This is a genomic window from Hymenobacter sp. FMD4, from assembly GCF_058932745.1.
The window spans coordinates 112550-128721 of sequence record NZ_JBZYWH010000001.1; the positions used below are offsets into that span (position 1 = coordinate 112550).

General features: G+C 55.1%; 12 protein-coding genes. 3 read left to right on the forward strand and 9 right to left on the reverse strand.

Annotated features, from left to right (window positions below):
* Positions 1-108: 108 nt before the first annotated feature.
* On the reverse strand, positions 109-1176 hold the full coding sequence (locus AC5FXY_RS00495; RefSeq protein ID WP_493554668.1) for a fatty acid desaturase family protein: 1068 nt from the start codon (positions 1174-1176) through the stop codon (positions 109-111).
* Between the two features lie 426 nt (positions 1177-1602).
* Between AC5FXY_RS00495 and dnaE the strand changes: the two genes are divergently transcribed.
* Positions 1603-5289, forward strand: coding sequence for a DNA polymerase III subunit alpha (gene dnaE / locus AC5FXY_RS00500; protein ID WP_493554669.1), 3687 nt, complete (start codon positions 1603-1605; stop codon positions 5287-5289).
* Between the two features lie 191 nt (positions 5290-5480).
* Positions 5481-5810, forward strand: coding sequence for a thioredoxin (trxA, locus tag AC5FXY_RS00505; protein WP_059072360.1), 330 nt, complete (start codon positions 5481-5483; stop codon positions 5808-5810).
* 64 nt (positions 5811-5874) lie between these two features.
* Here the strand turns inward: trxA and AC5FXY_RS00510 are convergent, their stop codons facing one another.
* From AC5FXY_RS00510 to AC5FXY_RS00530, 5 genes are all read right to left on the reverse strand, one after another.
* Complete coding sequence (locus tag AC5FXY_RS00510; RefSeq protein WP_493554670.1) at positions 5875-6816, reverse strand: TonB family protein; 942 nt, start codon at positions 6814-6816, stop codon at positions 5875-5877.
* Positions 6817-7765: 949 nt separating this feature from the next.
* The gene (locus AC5FXY_RS00515) at positions 7766-8230 is read right to left on the reverse strand and encodes an Lrp/AsnC ligand binding domain-containing protein (protein WP_493554947.1); all 465 of its coding nucleotides are present in this window, start codon (positions 8228-8230) and stop codon (positions 7766-7768) included.
* 88 nt (positions 8231-8318) lie between these two features.
* Positions 8319-8651, reverse strand: a complete 333-nt coding sequence (locus AC5FXY_RS00520) for a hypothetical protein (RefSeq protein WP_493554671.1) — start codon at positions 8649-8651, stop codon at positions 8319-8321.
* 129 nt (positions 8652-8780) lie between these two features.
* On the reverse strand, positions 8781-9929 hold the full coding sequence (locus AC5FXY_RS00525; protein ID WP_493554672.1) for an isoaspartyl peptidase/L-asparaginase family protein: 1149 nt from the start codon (positions 9927-9929) through the stop codon (positions 8781-8783).
* A gap of 27 nt (positions 9930-9956) precedes the next feature.
* Positions 9957-12152 (reverse strand): protein-disulfide reductase DsbD family protein, encoded by a 2196-nt coding sequence (locus tag AC5FXY_RS00530; protein WP_493554673.1) that lies wholly within the window; start codon positions 12150-12152, stop codon positions 9957-9959.
* A 147-nt stretch (positions 12153-12299) separates the two neighbouring features.
* Between AC5FXY_RS00530 and AC5FXY_RS00535 the strand changes: the two genes are divergently transcribed.
* Positions 12300-13634 carry a hemolysin family protein gene (locus AC5FXY_RS00535; protein ID WP_493554674.1) on the forward strand — a complete coding sequence of 445 codons (1335 nt, stop codon included), beginning with the start codon at positions 12300-12302 and terminating at the stop codon, positions 13632-13634.
* Between the two features lie 77 nt (positions 13635-13711).
* Here the strand turns inward: AC5FXY_RS00535 and AC5FXY_RS00540 are convergent, their stop codons facing one another.
* The 3 genes from AC5FXY_RS00540 to AC5FXY_RS00550 form a co-directional block, all read right to left on the reverse strand.
* Positions 13712-14227: a gamma carbonic anhydrase family protein gene (locus AC5FXY_RS00540; RefSeq protein WP_493554675.1), complete on the reverse strand. Its 516-nt coding sequence runs from the start codon at positions 14225-14227 to the stop codon at positions 13712-13714.
* An 82-nt stretch (positions 14228-14309) separates the two neighbouring features.
* The gene (locus AC5FXY_RS00545; protein WP_493554676.1) at positions 14310-15293 is read right to left on the reverse strand and encodes a radical SAM protein; all 984 of its coding nucleotides are present in this window, start codon (positions 15291-15293) and stop codon (positions 14310-14312) included.
* 94 nt (positions 15294-15387) lie between these two features.
* The gene (locus AC5FXY_RS00550; protein ID WP_493554677.1) at positions 15388-16152 is read right to left on the reverse strand and encodes an endonuclease III domain-containing protein; all 765 of its coding nucleotides are present in this window, start codon (positions 16150-16152) and stop codon (positions 15388-15390) included.
* Positions 16153-16172 lie beyond the last annotated feature (20 nt).

A 16172-nucleotide genomic window follows, 5' to 3' on the forward strand; every position in this document is an offset into this window, starting at 1 on the left:
CTGCGAAGCTCTGATGACGCATTTCCACTTCTAGGACGCTACCAAATAATCGCATGGAAGCAACGTCAAGCACGCCGAACTGAAGTGAGTCTGAACCCGGAACCGAGCCTATGCAGCGGCTGCCATCTGCGTTGGAGGCGCTATGCGCTGGGTACGTTGCTTTAGCAATTCAATGACTTCAGCATCGGAGTTATAACGGCTACCGAGATTCACGAAGTGCTTGGCCATCAAATCGTAACGCTTAAACATCAGCCACGCAAATACGTGCAGAAAGTGAATGCCGTCAAATACAATGGCCTCATTCGCGGCGTACTCGTCCACCGTTTTGCGAAACTGATGGGGGTGTTCGGTCCAGTGCAGTGCCGGCTTGAGGTGATGACTGGTGTGGTAGCCATCGTTCCAGCACTTGTGATTGTACTTGGTATTGATGCAGGTGATGCTGTTACGGTATTCGTTGTCAGGAGCGGCGGGGTCGACAAAGGCGTGCTGAGTCCAGTTGCCGAGCATCATGATTACCCGCGAAATCAGAAACGGCAGGATAAACACTACCAGCGTAGCGGGCCAGTTGACGAAGCTCAAGCCTATGCACAAGGCAAAAAAGAACACCTCACCCCGGATGGAACGGACAAGAAACTTGTGCTTTTTGGTCTTAATGAAGTAGCTGGACAGGTCAATAATGCCAATGGTAATAAATGCACCCAAGTAATGCAGAAAGCTCCAGACCGAATCCCGCTGATAGCGCATGGTCGAGCTGGTATCGTTCGGCATGTTGTTTTCGGCGTGGTGCATGCCCATGTGGTGAGTGAAGTACGTCTCGGGCGTTTGTCCAAAGAACAGTCCGATTACCCACGGCAAATAGTGGTTCATGTACCCGTACTTTTTCTTGAACAGAAGGCGGTGACAGGTGCAGTGCAGCATCAGCCCAAAGGGGCCTTTGAAGGTGATGTTGTTCAGGAAAAGGTAAGTCACAGCCGCTGCCCACCACAACGCATTCGGCAAGCCCGGCATATACAGCAGCACTGCCAGCGGGATGAGGGTAAGGGTGATATTTAATATCAAGCGCATGAACGGCAGGTCGCGCTTGTCCTGGCAGAAGCGCAACAGCCCCTGATCAAGGCGGGAATAGTACTCCGGTTGTTGGTAAACAGGGTCGGTAAGTGGGCCTAACAGTTTCATCGTCGGGTTATTCTGTTCTCTAAAAATCAACTTTACAGGCGCACACGCCACCCGGCTCTGCAAAAGAACTGCGCATGCATTTACTTATTGCCTGCTGAGTATTAATACGGTTCGCCAGCAACTTCAGCCACTTAGTGGATAAGGCTTTCTTAGCCAACGCTGCTTTGTGCTACCGGAAACACTCGGCCCTAAAAGTAATCGAATCAGCCTTTTCCAAGCTGGTTCCCACAAATCCAACACCACGGTTGCCGCGCAGATAGTGCATAGGCCCGTTGCGGCAAATTCCGGGCTGCCTCGTGCACGAAGCCCCCCAATTTGTTTGTTCCGACATAACAAAAACATCGGCCGCCGCAACGTTTCCTTTCCCCTGCCCCGGCGGTAACTTTACTCTCGGTTCGGCGCCCTAATGCGCCGGCTAAGCTTGCCATGCCCACGTTCTCGCACCTCCATTGCCACACCCAATACTCCCTGCTCGACGGCCAGGCCAGCATCAGCGCGCTGATGAAGAAAGCCCAGGCCGACGGCATGCCCGCCGTAGCTCTCACTGACCACGGCAACATGTTCGGGGCGTTCAACTTCGTGGCCGAGGCCAACAAGTACAACGTGAAGCCCATCGTGGGTTGCGAGTTTTACCTGGTGGAAGACCGGCACAAGAAAACCTTCAGCCGCGAAAAGGGTGAGCGGGACGTGCGCCACCACCAGCTGCTGCTGGCCAAGGACCAAGCCGGATACCAGAACCTGGCCAAGCTCTGCTCCATGAGCTTCATCGAGGGCGTGTACTCCAAGTACCCGCGCATTGATAAAGAGCTGCTGCTGCAATACCACGAGGGGTTGATTGCCACCAGCTGCTGCATCGGTGCGGAGATTCCGCAGGCGTTGTTATGGAAATCGGAGGAAGAAGCCGAGAAGCTGCTGAAGTGGTGGCTCGATGTGTTCGGTGACGACTACTATCTCGAAATTCAGCGGCACGGGCTGATGAATATCGACAGCACTGGTAAAAGCCAGGAGGACCTGAACCAAGTGTTGCTGAAGTGGGCCAAGAAGTACAACATCAAGGTAATCTGCACCAACGACTCCCACTACGTCGATCAGAAGGACTTTGCCCCACACGATCTGCTGTTGTGCGTGAACACCGGCGAGGAGTACAGCATCCCGGTTGGTGATTTTCAGACCAAATACTTCCGTTTGATTTCGGGGCAGAACGAGGTACTCTACGACCACCTGGACAACCTGCGCCCCCTCGCCGGCCGCGACGACCAAGTGCGCCGCCAGCTCATGCGCATAGACGAGGAAATGCAGATGCCCAAGCCCAAGACGCGCTTTGGCTTCCCCAACGACCAGTTTTACTTCAAGACTCAGGCCGAGATGGGCGTGCTCTTCGCCGATGTGCCCGAGGCCCTGGACAACACAAACGAAATTGTTGATAAGATCACGCCGCCGAAGCTGCAGCGCGATATTCTGCTGCCCAATTTCCCGCTGCCGGCCGAACACCCTACCGCCGACTCCTACCTGCGCTACCTGACCTTTAAGGGTGCGTACGAAGGCGACCGACCGCGCTATACCGAGCGCACGCCCGAAATCGATGAGCGCCTCGACTACGAGCTGCGCATCATCGAAACGATGGGCTTCGCGGGCTACTTCCTCATTGTACAGGATTTCATCAACCGCGGGCGCGACATGGGCGTGGCCGTGGGTCCGGGCCGTGGCTCGGCCGCCGGTTCGGCGGTGGCCTACTGCATCGGCATCACCAACATCGACCCGATTAAGTATTCGTTGCTGTTCGAGCGTTTCCTGAACCCCGAGCGCGTGTCGATGCCTGATATAGACATCGACTTCGACGACGTGAACCGCCAGCGCGTTATCGATTACGTGGTAGATAAGTACGGCAAGACGCAGGTGGCGCAGATCATCACCTTTGGTACGATGGCCGCCAAGTCCTCCATCAAGGACGTAGCGCGGGCCATGGAGCTACCGTTGCCCCAGACCAACGAGCTGGCCAAAATGGTGCCCGAAAAGCCCGGCACGACGCTGGCCGGGGCTTTCGCTGAAAACCAGGAGCTGGACATGATCCGCCGCGACGATGCGCCGGACAACCTGCGCGGGCACATCCTGCGCTTGGCCGAGAAGCTGGAAGGCTCGGTACGCAACACCGGCATTCACGCTGCTGGCGTCATCATCGCCCCGGACGACATCACCAAGTACATTCCGGTCAGCACCTCGAAGGACTCGGACCTCTTGGTGACGCAGTTCGACGGCAAGGTCATCGAGTCGGCGGGGATGCTGAAGATGGACTTCTTGGGCCTGAAGACGCTCACGATTATTGTGGACGCCCTTACGCTCATCAAGAAGAACCACGGCGTCGACATCAACATCGACGACATCCCGCTCGACGACCCAAAGACCTACGAGCTGTACCAGCGCGGCGACACCATCGGCACGTTCCAGTTCGAATCCGAGGGCATGCGCATGTACCTCAAGGACCTCAAGCCGACGAACATCGAGGACCTGATTGCCATGAACGCCCTGTACCGCCCGGGCCCGATGCAGTTCATTCCGAACTTCATCAACCGTAAGCACGGGCGCGAGGAAATCGAATACCCGCACGACTTGCTGGAGCCCATTCTGAACTACTCTCAGGGCATCATGGTGTACCAGGAGCAGATCATGCAGGCCGCCCAGATCCTGGCCGGCTATTCCCTGGGCGGCGCCGACCTGCTGCGCCGCGCCATGGGTAAGAAGGACATGAAGAAGATGGCTCAGGAGCGGGAGAAATTCTGCAAAGGGGCCAAGGAGCTGCACAACATTTCGGAGAAGAAGGCCAACGAAGTCTTCGACGTGATGGAGAAGTTTGCGGCCTACGGCTTCAACCGCTCCCACTCCGCCGCTTACTCGGTGGTTGCTTATCAGACTGGCTACTTGAAGGCCAACTACCCCGCCGAGTACATGGCGGCGGTACTGACCAACAACATGTCGGACATCAAGAAGGTAACCTTCTTTATCGAGGAAGCCCGCCGGCAGGGCGTGCAGGTACTCGGCCCCGACGTAAACGAATCGGTGCTGAAGTTCAACGTGAACGAAAAGGGCCAGATCCGTTTCGGCATGGCCGCAGTGAAGGGCGCCGGCGAAGCGGCCATCGAGAACATCGTGGCTGAGCGGGAGAAAAAGGGGCCGTACTCGGATATTTTCGACTTTGCCAAGCGCGTGAACCTGCGCGCCGTCAACAAGAAAACCTTTGAAAGCTTGGCGCTGGCCGGTGCTTTCGATTCGTTTGAACGCTACCACCGCCGGCAGTTTGTGGAAGCGCCCGGCGGTGACCAAAACCTCATCGACAAAGCGGTCAAGCTTGGTCAGCAGCACCAGGCCGATCAGGACTCGGCCCAGCAGAGCCTGTTTGGCGGCGGAGCCTTCGGGGCCGTAGCCATGCCGCTCCCAAAGGTGGCCGACATGGAACCCTGGCCGACTACCGAACAGCTGCGTCGGGAAAAGGAAGTGGTAGGATTTTACCTCTCGGGCCACCCCCTCGACGATTACAAGCTGGAAATGAGCTCCTACTGCACTTGTTCGCTCGATAAAATCGAGACGTACAAAAACCGCGACATCAACGTGGCCGGGCTCATTTCGAACGTGATGTTCAAAACGACGAAGACTGGGCAGCCCTTCGTGTCGTTCAACATCGAAGACTACGACTCGTCGCTGAACCTGGCCTTGTTCCGCGACGACTACACGAAGTTTTCCAACATCATCAACCCGCGCAACTACGACAAGGAGCAGATTCCGCCCATGTTCATCCGCGGTAAGTATGCCCCGCGCTTCCGCGACTCCGATCAGTACGAGTTCAAGATCATGACCATGGAGCCGCTGTTCAACGTGGCCGAGAAGCTGGCTAACGGTGTGCGTGTACAGCTTGATCTGCGCACCATTACCGAGCCCTTCATGGACCGGTTTATGTCAGCCGTGGAAGAATGTGCCGGCTCCAAAAAGCTGGAAATCAAGTTTGCAGAACCGCATGAGCACCTGACGGTGGACACCTACTCCCGCAAATATCGCATCGAGCCAAAGTCGTTCATCTTCAAGATGCGCGAGATGGAAATTGACGCTTGCCAGTTGATCTAAGCCCGCAGTAACGAGATTAAACCATTGGCTTGGCTTAATCTGGTCTGTTGAAAACTGCCACAGTGAATAGGCTACGCTGCGTCAAACTTTCGGCTTGTCCTCATGTTTGACACAATCTGCTACCTTGCGCGCCCATCCTGCGTAAGCGGAGTAATCAACAAAGAACCCACTTTCACTAACTGAATACGACAATGGGACATAAAGCCATTGAAATCACTGACGCCAACTTCGACGAAATCATCAACTCGGATAAGCCCGTGCTGGTGGACTTCTGGGCCGAATGGTGTGGCCCCTGCCGCATGGTAGGCCCGGTAGTAGAAGAACTGGCCGGCGAATACGAAGGCCGCGCCGTTATCGGTAAGGTCGACGTTGACGCAAACCCACAGACCTCGATGAAGTTCGGCATCCGCAGCATTCCTACACTGCTGGTGTTTAAGAACGGCCAAGTAGTCGACAAGCAAGTAGGCGCTGTACCGAAGCACGTGCTGGCTCAAAAGCTCGACGCCCAGGTTACAGCCTAATCAAATTGCCTAACAACACCACGGGCCCCGCCACCTTCTGTAGGTAGCGGGGCCCGTGGTGTTGTTACCAGTTGGCCCGAGCTTCGACTGGCGCAGCCGGTGGCGGTTTTGGTCCGCCGAAAAGGTGAAACTGCGGCGCAAAATAAATGGGTACGGTATAGGTGAAGCTAGTAGGCACGTTGTATTCCTTGCCGGGCCTAAAGCGTGGCAAGCTTTCGACTACGCGTTTGGCCTCTAGATCAGTATCCGGTGAGAGGCCGCGCAGTACGCGCACTTGGCTGACCTTGCCGTCCTCACCCACTGTGTAACTCACATATACTTTGCCTGTGATGCCTTTGCGGCGGGCCTCCTTGGGATAGTTGGTTTGCCGGGCAAGGTATTCTACCAACGCTTGTTCCCCGCCCGGAAACGTTGGTGCCTGCCGGCGAGTAGGCAGCCCTTCCGAGCGGCTTCCATCTTCATTATAAAGCGTAAGGGCAATTGGCTGGCCCCGCTCGATGCGCTCCACGGCCGCCGTTTGTCCATTGTTATAGTAAAAACGCCATTCGCCGAAAGGCCGGCTGGCTAGGTAAGTGCCTGTTGAGCGTCGCTGCCCATTACGATGCACGCTTAACCAACGACCGGTTCGCTCACCAAGGTGAAACTCGCCGCGCTCCTGCACCTTGCCGTCTTCGTGCCACGACACGTATACGCCTTCCGGTTGATCGTCTTGAAAGTGTACTTGGCTTGCTTTGGCACCCGTCGGGTAATACCAGGTAAACAGCCCGCTACGCACCGGTGGATCTATACTAACAAGGTAACCACGGAGCAACAGCGTGCCATTCATAGCATATTCCCGCATGGGATGCAGGCCTGCCTCCAGCCGCTGCTCGATTACGCGGTAGTGCGTTGCGCTATCGGGTACGGTTTCCAGGTTCTGCTCATTCAGGTACACGGCAGGGAGGCTCTGGGCCACCACTACTGGTGCGCCGCCGCAGACTAATAATGCAGCTAGCAAGAGTTTCATGACCAAACAATGTGGACAACCGTTCCGAAATATACGCTACGCAACTCGAAGTAAAAGCCAAACAACACGGTTTTTTACAAAAATTAACGTCGACCGTGGCGCCACCCACGGCCGACGTTGCGCGCCTTTTTTCATTGGCGACGCATTTGCACCTAGTCCCGCTTCGTCTCCACCTACACGAAGCAGGGGCGTGGGTGCAACATTTTTTGCAATATATCAGCTGCTATTCAGCTGATTTCATGTTTGAACTCAGATCTATAAAGACTTTCTTACTCAATGAGTATTTGACTAATAACCCTGATTATCAAAGAATTGTTAACAAAATTTTAGTTATCAAGATTTCCTTAGCCCCTTGTGAGGTGAGATTAACGGACGAACCAAATTCGATGAACATCGCAGCCAATGGCTGTCTATCATTCGCTTCTTGCCGAATCTGGTTCTGCCAAGGTCTTACGGATCTTTAATTGTAATGGTCATTGTCATTATAACAATAATCCAAAACCGTAAGACAATTAACCTTTGGCGACACCTGAGTCAAAACTTGCAGCTTCACTTAGACAGTCGAAATCGGCTGATTGGCATCTGCCTTAGGCTTCCGTAAAATTTCTCCTCCAACAAGCGGAACTACAAGTCTCCCAACATGTCCCATTGTGTAAGCTATTACACTCCACGACACCCCTAAGGGTACGATGGCAATAAAGCGGCAAAGAATACATGGCAGGAATGCTAATTAGGGCGGGTGGTCAAGAGGCTGATCTAGCTAGGCAGAACCTTGCTCTAGATCAATTTCAGGTAATAATAGTACCATTAACGAGTAAATGAAATAATAAAAGCAAAACATATTCTTTTTATTTTCATATGTCCTACTTCCTAGGAATAAGTAAAACGCCGCTAACCCTTGTTTCAGTAGGGGTCAGCGGCGTTCTAGTTGCCTCAAAAAGAAGCAGAACTACTGAAGTTGGATAGGCCGATTGAGGGTTTCTTCCAGCGAGATGAGCGTTTCGGTGCGCTCAATCCCCTCTATCAGTTGAATCTTGTCGTGAAGCACGTCGCGCAGGTGTTGAGTATCACGGCAAACCAAACGGGCAAAGACACCATATGCTCCTGTAGTAAAGTGAATGCTGACCACTTCGGGTATATCGCGGAGTTGTTCGGCAACGCTGGCGTATACCGAACTCTTAAGCAGGTAAATGCCCAAGAAAGCATTTACTCCGTAGCCAAGCTTGGCGTAGTCAATCTTTAAGGTAGCTCCCCGCACAATACCTAGCTCCTCCAAACGAGCCATGCGTACGTGTACAGTGCCACCTGACACATGCACTCGACGCGCAATTTCTGTATAAGGCATTTTAGCATCGTCGAGCAACAAGGCTAAAATTTTGCGGTCGGTGTCGTCAAGTTCGTAATTCCGGGACATTTTAAAAGGAGTTGCTTGCAAATGTTGCAAAAGAGAGTGCCGTTTTCCAAAAACTGTGTAAAAATTATAGATTCACGATGAAATAATTTTAGAATTTGAATTCCTCTATTACATTTGTCTCAATACAACGCAGTCGGCGTTGCAAATTTTGTAGAACAATGGCGACAAACCAACTTTTGTCGCCATTCTTTGGGAAAACAAGGCCGTACACCAATAATGAACGGCTCGTTTTGGAAGGTTCGAATCCTTCTTCTACAACTTGGGTGGACCATGTGAGGAGGGAAAAAACAGGACGTATCTGGGTGGGTGCGTCCTTCATAAGAGGCGGCATCTGGGTGGGTGCCGCCTTTTTTGTGCCTTCGCGGGTCAAGGTAAGATTATCAGGAGTTACAACTGACTTTTCCTTTAACAGGACAGGCATTGCATTAATGACACCGAAAGGAGCATTTAGTTACAGGTTTAACTTAAGTTTTTCTTGACCAAGCGTTCTGGATCAATAAAAAAGCTGCTGCAAAGTCTCAACTTCGCAGCAGCTTTTTTATTGGGCGCTCTATTTATAGATAAGGATTTCCGTTTGCCCATTCGCTTTTATGTACCCTCGGTACATGCCTTCGGTGTTGAAGGGCATTGTGATGTTGCCTTGACGATCAAGCCCGATAAGGCCGCCATCTCCACCTAACTTGGCCACCTTATCAATGGCCGCTTGGGCAGCCTGCTGCAGGGGCTGTTTGCCGTACTCCATGCGGGCCGCAATATCGCGCGCCACAGTAGCCCGAATAAAGTACTCACCCCAACCGGTGCAGGAAATAGCGCAAGATTCATTGTCGGCATAAGTACCCGCACCGATGATGGGTGCATCCCCTACCCGACCGTAGCGCTTGTTGGTCATGCCTCCGGTGCTAGTAGCCGCAGCCAGGTTACCAAACTGATCAAGCGCTACAGCGCCCACGGTACCGTATTTGCGGCCTTCGATAAAAATAGGCGGCTCGGTGAAGCTTTGGGGCTTACCAGCTTTTTGTTTGGACTTGGCTTTTTTAGAGTCGGTAGCCGGCGTGGCAGCAGGGGCGGCTGCTTTGGTAGGCGTGTTAAGTTGATCGGTAACCGCACCTTTCTCGGAGGCCACAGCCTTTTGCAATTGCTTATAGCGAGCCTCCGTGTAAAAGTAGCTGGGCTCAACAATTTCCAGGTTACGCTCCTTGGCGAACTGCTCGGCACCAGGTCCAACCATCATTACGTGTTCAGACTTTTCCATTACGGCACGGGCCGCCGTAATAGGATTACGCACAGTAGTAACGCCCGCAACTGAGCCTGCCCGCTGGCTTTTACCATCCATAATGGACGCGTCTAGCTCATTGCGTCCTTCGTGGGTAAACACGGCACCTTTGCCAGCATTAAAAAGCGGCGAGTCTTCCATTACCCGCACCGTAGCCTCTACCGCATCGAGCGAGGTACCCCCTTTTTGCAGCACGGCATAGCCGGTTTGCAGCGCAAGGGTCATGGCTTCACGGTAGGCTTTTTCTTGTTCCGCCGTCATGTTCTGGCGCGTGATGGTACCTGCCCCGCCGTGGATAACCAGCGTAATACGTGTTGGATCAGCTGCGGCTTGCTTGGATGTGCTGGCAGGGTTTGCGGGAGTTTGGGCCTGGGCTGCGCCAATGCCGAACCACACCAGCGGCAACAAATACAGTAGCTTCTTCATAGATAGGCAGGTGAGAGAAGGGAAAAATTAGCGGGCTACCACGGCCTGCCGCGCACGGTGCCGTTGCAATCCGGCATCCAGAAACTGTACAAAGCGGTTGACATCCGACTCGTAAGCTACGGGCTCTACGAGTTTTTCGCCGTCGGGCGACAACAGCACGTAATACGGCTGCGCATTGGCCCCGAACCGGTCGATTTCAAAATCCAGATTCTGTTCACCGATGGCCTTCTTTACCCGACCGTCGCGTTTGGAGGTAAACCACTCGGTTTGGGGTAGCTCGGTCTTGTCATCCACGTACAGCGCCACCACAATGTAATCCTGGCGCAGACGCTTCAACACCTGCGGGTCGGACCACACCGATGCCTCCATCAGGCGACAGTTGCCGCAGTTGTGGCCAGTGAAGTCCACAAATACGGGCTTGTTAAGTTGCTTGGCGCAGGCCAAGGCCTGTTTTAGATCGAAGTACCCGTTCAGGTTGTGCGGCAACTCCAGGAACTCTGCGTGGCGCGGCGGCTCGCACTGTTCCGTGGCGCCAGTGCTGGTGCTGGCGGGAATGGCAAGGGCTGCGGGCGCCCCTAGGTTAAAATCGTGGCGGCTGGGCGGCGGTACCAGAGCCGACAAAGCCGGCAGCGGCGCCCCAAACAAGCCCGGCACTAAGTACAGCATGAACGTAAAGGCTGCCCCGGCCAGTAGTAGACGCGGCACACTTACGCGGGTGCTTTCATCATCGTGCGGCAAGCGGATGAAGCCCAACAGGTACAGTCCCAGCAAGCCGGCCAGTACTGCCCAGATGGCAATGAACAAGCCCCGGGGCAACAGGCCCCAGTGATAGGACAGGTCGGCGGAACTCAGAAACTTGAACGCCAAGGCCAACTCCACGAAGCCCATCGTGACCTTAAGCGTATTCAGCCAGCCACCCGAGCGCGGTATGCTCTTGAGCCACGATGGAAACAGCGCAAACAACACGAAAGGCAACGCAAAGGCCAAGGCGAAGCTCATCATGCCCAATGTAGGGCGCAACAGTTCCCCGCCCGCCGAGGCAATAGCGACGGTACCCACAAAGGGTACCGTGCAGGAAAAGGACACCAACACTAGCGTGGCGGCCATAAAGAACAGGCCCGACCAGCCGCCTTTATCGGCCTGCCGGTCTACCTTATTCACTAAGCCTGAAGGTGCTTGAATTTCAAACAAGCCCAGAAACGACAAACCAAACAGCACGAAAATGCCGAAGGAAACCAGGTTGGGCAGCCAGTGCGAGCTGATAACATTGGCGGCATCGGCACCCAGCAGCAGGCTCAACAACACGCCTGCACTCGTGTAAATGGCGATAATAGATAGACCGTAAACCAATGCTTTGGCTACTGACTGCGCCCTCGAACCACTCGTACCAGTAAAATACGATACCGTCATGGGTAGCATAGGATACACGCACGGCATAAGTACGGCTAGCAAGCCCGCGCCAAAAGCCAGCAGCATGTACTCTAGCAGCCCCAGCGACGGTTGTGACGTGGAGTCGGCAGACACGGCCTCGGCAAAGGGCTTTTCCGCGGCCCCCGGCGCCGCTGCAACGGCGGTTGGTGCTTGCTCCGGTGCACCGGCACCTGCGGCTGTATCTACCGCGGCTGGCGCGGCTGCAGGCCCCGTAGCTGATGTGGGAGCAGCGGAGTTGCTCGGCGTTATAGCGGTTACTGCAGGGCCAGACGCAGCGGTGGCTGGGGCTGTAGGCGTCGTTGCCGCGCCAGTCACTTCGATGGGACCGAAGTTCAGCGCCTGTTGCCCCGGAATGCAACGGCCATCGGTATCGGTGCAACTCTGGAAGTCGGCATCGGCTTTGATGGTGATGGTGCCGGGCTGCAGTAGCCGAACCCGTTGCCGGATCTGACCAGTGTTTTCGAAGTAGGTGACGTCGCCTTTGAAGATAGTATCAAACTTTTTTTTCGAGCCTACCGACTTGGGCGCGCCTAGCAGCTCGTAGGCTGGGGCTTTGGTCCAGTTAAAGGTAAAAACAGTCGGTCCAAGGTCGGGGTCGAAGTCAGTGGCATAGAGGTGCCACGTCGGGTCAATACGAGCATTAACGACCAGCTCGACCTCCTCGCCTACTTTGGCGGTGGTTTTGCTGACCGTGGTGCTCAGCTTGGTGGGTTCCTGAATCTGAGCCGCGGCAGGTACGCTCCCCGTGAGCAGCAACGCCCAGCTCAGCCAGGAAATGATTCGTAAAAACATATGGAATCTGGAATTTCCGCAGAAGAAACAAAGTTACGCTAACCGTTGCATCCCGCACTTGGGCACGTCGCCCGAACCGCTTGAGCGGATTCTCGTACTTTTGTTTCATACAGGGACGAACCGCGGGTGCCGGTGGTCTCTGCATCTATGGGCTTAAACATCCTTTGGACCCTTCTGTTGGTTTTGGCGAATGGCTTTTTTGTCGCCGCCGAGTTTGCCATCGTCAAGGTCCGTCTTTCTCAAATAGAACTAAAGGCGCAGTCCGGCAACCGTTTTGCCAAGCTGACTTTACGCCTCGTCCAAAACCTCGACGCCTACTTATCGGCTACGCAGCTAGGCATTACGCTGGCTTCGCTGGCCTTGGGTTGGGTAGGCGAAGGCGTAGTATCCGAAATTGTGGTGGCTATCATGCACCAGCTCGGTTACAACTTGACGCCGGCGGCTGCTCACAGCATAGCTTTACCCATTTCGTTTGGTCTGATTACGCTGCTGCACATCGTGTTGGGCGAATTGGTTCCGAAGTCGTTGGCTATTCAACGTTCTGAAACCGTGAGCTTGGTAGTGGCCGGCCCGCTGCAGGCTTTCTACTACGCTACGTTCCCGCTGATCTGGGTGATGAACAAGCTCAGCAACGGCATTCTGCGGTTGATGGGCTTTCAAACAGTATCAGAATCGGAGGTGCACACTGCGGAGGAGCTGCGTCTGCTGATTGATCAAAGCAAGCAGAGCGGCGAGATTCAGGAGTCGCAGCACGAGCTGATTGAGAACGTCTTCCAGTTCAACGACCGGATGGTGAAGCAGATCATGGTGCCGCGCACCCGAATTTCGGCCATCGATGTCAACTCTACGGAAGAGGAAATCGTGGAAGCGGCCTTTAACGAGGGCTACTCGCGCATTCCGGTGTACGAAGACAACATCGACAACATCGTGGGCATCCTGTACGTGAAGGACATGTTCGCGCTGATTCGCCGGGGTGAGGAAATCAACCTAGCCAAAATCATGCGCCCGGCCTTCTTCGTGCCCGAAACCAAGAAGATTAACCGCCTGCTACGCCAGTTTCAGCGCAAGCACCTGCATATGGCCATTGTATCGGATGAGTTCGGCGGCGTGTCGGGCATTGTCACCATCGAGGATATCATGGAGGAACTGGTAGGCGAAATTCAGGACGAGTACGACAACGAGGTACCCGTGGTGGAAAAGGTGTCGGAGCTGGAATACCGCGTCAATGCGGCCACTGCCATCAGCGACGCCAACGAGTTTCTGCCTTTCGCCTTGCCCGAAGGCGACGACTACGAAACCGTGGGTGGTCTTGTGAACGTCATCTACGGCACCATTCCAGAAATCGGCGACGTGGCCGTGTTCGAAAACTACGAGTTCCGCATCCTGAACCGCTCGCGCCGGGCCGTGGAACTGGTACAGCTCCGCGTACTCGAACTAGCCGACCGCCAGGCTGCCGGCGACATGCCAGACTTGGAGGAATAAGATGAGCCTATAAACCAAGCGCCCCGCGCCGCCAGTACATCGGCAGCGCGGGGCGCTTAGTTTATGGCCCAGTCGAATTAGCTTTTAAACCAGCCGGCGTACATCACATAGTTGTCGGCAGTTCGGCCCATGTTCTGGGTTTGCTGCTCAGTCACGGGCTTGATCTTCTTAGCTGGTACGCCTGCATAGAGGTAGCCTGGCTCGCAAATCGTGTTTTCCAGCACAATGGCCCCGGCCGCAATGATACACCCACGGCCCACCACGGCATTGTCCATCACGATGGCGCCCATACCCACCAACACATCGTCTTCTACCGTGCAGCCGTGCACAATGGCGTTGTGGCCAATGCTCACGCGTGAGCCGATGGTGGTAGCCGCCCGCTGATACGTGCAGTGAATCACGGCCCCGTCTTGGATGTTGGTCTTCTCGCCGATGCGGATGGCATTTACGTCGCCGCGCACCACGGCATTAAACCATACGGTGCATTCGGCGCCCATCTGCACATCACCGACGATGGTGGCATTATCAGCCACGAAGCAATCGGGGCCCAGTTGGGGATGCTTGTCTTGCACGGGCAGAATGAGCGGAGGCATGCGCAAAAGTGGTTGGAAAGTGAATAATTCGGCAGCTTAGTGCCGCCCCGATGGCTTATGAAGCAAGTAATACTTACCCTTGTTACCGCGTGAGCATCCGTTTCCAGGTGCCTTTGTACCAATTGTATTTGAGCGTGCTGGGCAAGGCTTGCCAGAAGTATTTGCTGGTTTCGACGGCGAAGCTCGGCTGCATATAGCAATTGATGGTGCAGCCTTCGCATTGCGGCAAACGCCCTTCCAGCGCAGCCAGTTGCTGCACCTCTTCTGAACGGTAGAGGTCGTGAAGTTTGCCTTCGATGGGGAAGGCCTTGGTACCAAGGTGGTAGCAAGGCAACACCAGTTCATTGGAAGGCGAAATGACCAGCGTGGTGCTTGCGGCCCGGCATACGGGCGTAGCTACGTGGTTCCCGCCGTCGCGCCGGAGCTGGATGAAGGCTTCGTTTAAATACACGCCGGGGCGCTTGCCGAAAGCCGACAGAAAGCTGAGTTCTTCGGCCGTAAGTTGCTCGCCGGTTTCTACACCGTTGTATTCGAAAGCGGGATTAATAATCAGCATCAGCCCGTTGGGCTGGGTGATGTCACGGTACACCGCTTCCAGCTGGTGCAGGTTTTGGCGGAAAACGGTAAACAGGATATCAGGCCTTTCCCCCAATTCTTTGGCTACCCGAATGCTTTCGAGCACGAAAGCAAAACAAGCTACCCCGCGGCCCCGGTCGTGCTGCTCTTTGTCGCTGGAATCAAGGGAAAAATGCAGCATATCCACCTTGCCGCGCAGCCGCTCGGCGTATTTGGGATACAGCAGGCCGTTGGTGGTGACGGTGGTGATAAAGCCCATATCGTGGGCCAAAGCCAAGAACTCCGGCAGCTGTCGGTGCAACAGCGGCTCACCGCCCGTAAAATCGATAACCGATACGCCCAGCCGCTTCAGGTCGCGCAGATTTTGCGCTACATCGGCTAGCTGAATGTAGGGCGAAGGCTTTTCCCAGATGTCACAAAACGAGCACTTGGCATTGCACCGATAGGTGACGTAGTAGTTGCACAAGACCGGGTGACGAACGAGGCGCATGGCTCAAAGATAGACCACAGTTTCTGGCTGACAGTGTTGGGAATGCTAGGGCAAGCAGCTGATGTGCTTCAAAAGAGCCGCGTTCTACGTGGCTTCAGTGCAGCTTCTCCCCGTCCCACTGCGGCGGCACAGCGGCCAGCGCGGCAGCATCGGCCGGGCCGTAGTGCTCCAGATAGTAGTTGCAGATGCCCTTAAGCGGACACACCGGGCAGTTGGGCTTGGTGAAGAAGCAAATGTGCTGTCCCAGCCAATAGTTGTGCTTGTGAAAATTCAGCAATTCCACGGCATCAGCAGGAAGCTGGGCCAGCAGCACCTGGTGCGCTTTCTCCACCGACACTTTCGATCCAATCATTCCCACGCGCTGGGCCACGCGATGCACGTGCGTATCTACCGGCAGCACCGGCTTCTGGAAGTTGAAGAGCAGCACCAGCGAAGCTGTTTTCAGCCCAATGCCGGGCATATCCGTCAGCCAGGCTAGAGCGCGCTCAGTAGGCCACTCGGCCAGCGGCTCAAGCGTGTAGTCGCCAAACGCCGCCTTAATGCGGCGTAAAATTTCCTGAATGCGCGGTGCTTGCGTATCGGGCCAGCGGGTAGTGCGGATGGCATGTGCCAGCTCGGCCGTAGGCGCCTGCTCTACGCCCTGCCAATCTCCGAAGGCTTCCAGCATACGGTCGTAAGCCAGCTCTTCGTCGCGGTGCGTGGTGCGGTGCGAGAGAACGGTACTGATCAGCTCGCGCATCGGTGAGCGGCGCGGGGCTACTGGCAGCGGCCCGTAAAATGCGTGCAGAATCTGGTGGTCTTCCAGTGTCTTTTGGGCGGGCGTCAGGTCGTAAGCGGCGGCAAGGGCGGTGATGGGCATGCAGAGGTGTACCGCTGCGC

Coding starts and splice junctions, on each gene's coding strand:
- dnaE (WP_493554669.1), top strand. CDS start 1,603: ATGCCCACGTTCTCGCACCTCCATTGCCACACCCAATACTCCCTGCTC.
- AC5FXY_RS00535 (WP_493554674.1), top strand. CDS start 12,300: ATGGGCTTAAACATCCTTTGGACCCTTCTGTTGGTTTTGGCGAATGGC.
- AC5FXY_RS00530 (WP_493554673.1), bottom strand. CDS start 12,152: ATGTTTTTACGAATCATTTCCTGGCTGAGCTGGGCGTTGCTGCTCACG.
- AC5FXY_RS00520 (WP_493554671.1), bottom strand. CDS start 8,651: ATGCCTGTCCTGTTAAAGGAAAAGTCAGTTGTAACTCCTGATAATCTT.
- trxA (WP_059072360.1), top strand. CDS start 5,481: ATGGGACATAAAGCCATTGAAATCACTGACGCCAACTTCGACGAAATC.
- AC5FXY_RS00515 (WP_493554947.1), bottom strand. CDS start 8,230: ATGTCCCGGAATTACGAACTTGACGACACCGACCGCAAAATTTTAGCC.
- AC5FXY_RS00550 (WP_493554677.1), bottom strand. CDS start 16,152: ATGCCCATCACCGCCCTTGCCGCCGCTTACGACCTGACGCCCGCCCAA.
- AC5FXY_RS00525 (WP_493554672.1), bottom strand. CDS start 9,929: ATGAAGAAGCTACTGTATTTGTTGCCGCTGGTGTGGTTCGGCATTGGC.
- AC5FXY_RS00510 (WP_493554670.1), bottom strand. CDS start 6,816: ATGAAACTCTTGCTAGCTGCATTATTAGTCTGCGGCGGCGCACCAGTA.
- AC5FXY_RS00540 (WP_493554675.1), bottom strand. CDS start 14,227: ATGCCTCCGCTCATTCTGCCCGTGCAAGACAAGCATCCCCAACTGGGC.
- AC5FXY_RS00495 (WP_493554668.1), bottom strand. CDS start 1,176: ATGAAACTGTTAGGCCCACTTACCGACCCTGTTTACCAACAACCGGAG.
- AC5FXY_RS00545 (WP_493554676.1), bottom strand. CDS start 15,293: ATGCGCCTCGTTCGTCACCCGGTCTTGTGCAACTACTACGTCACCTAT.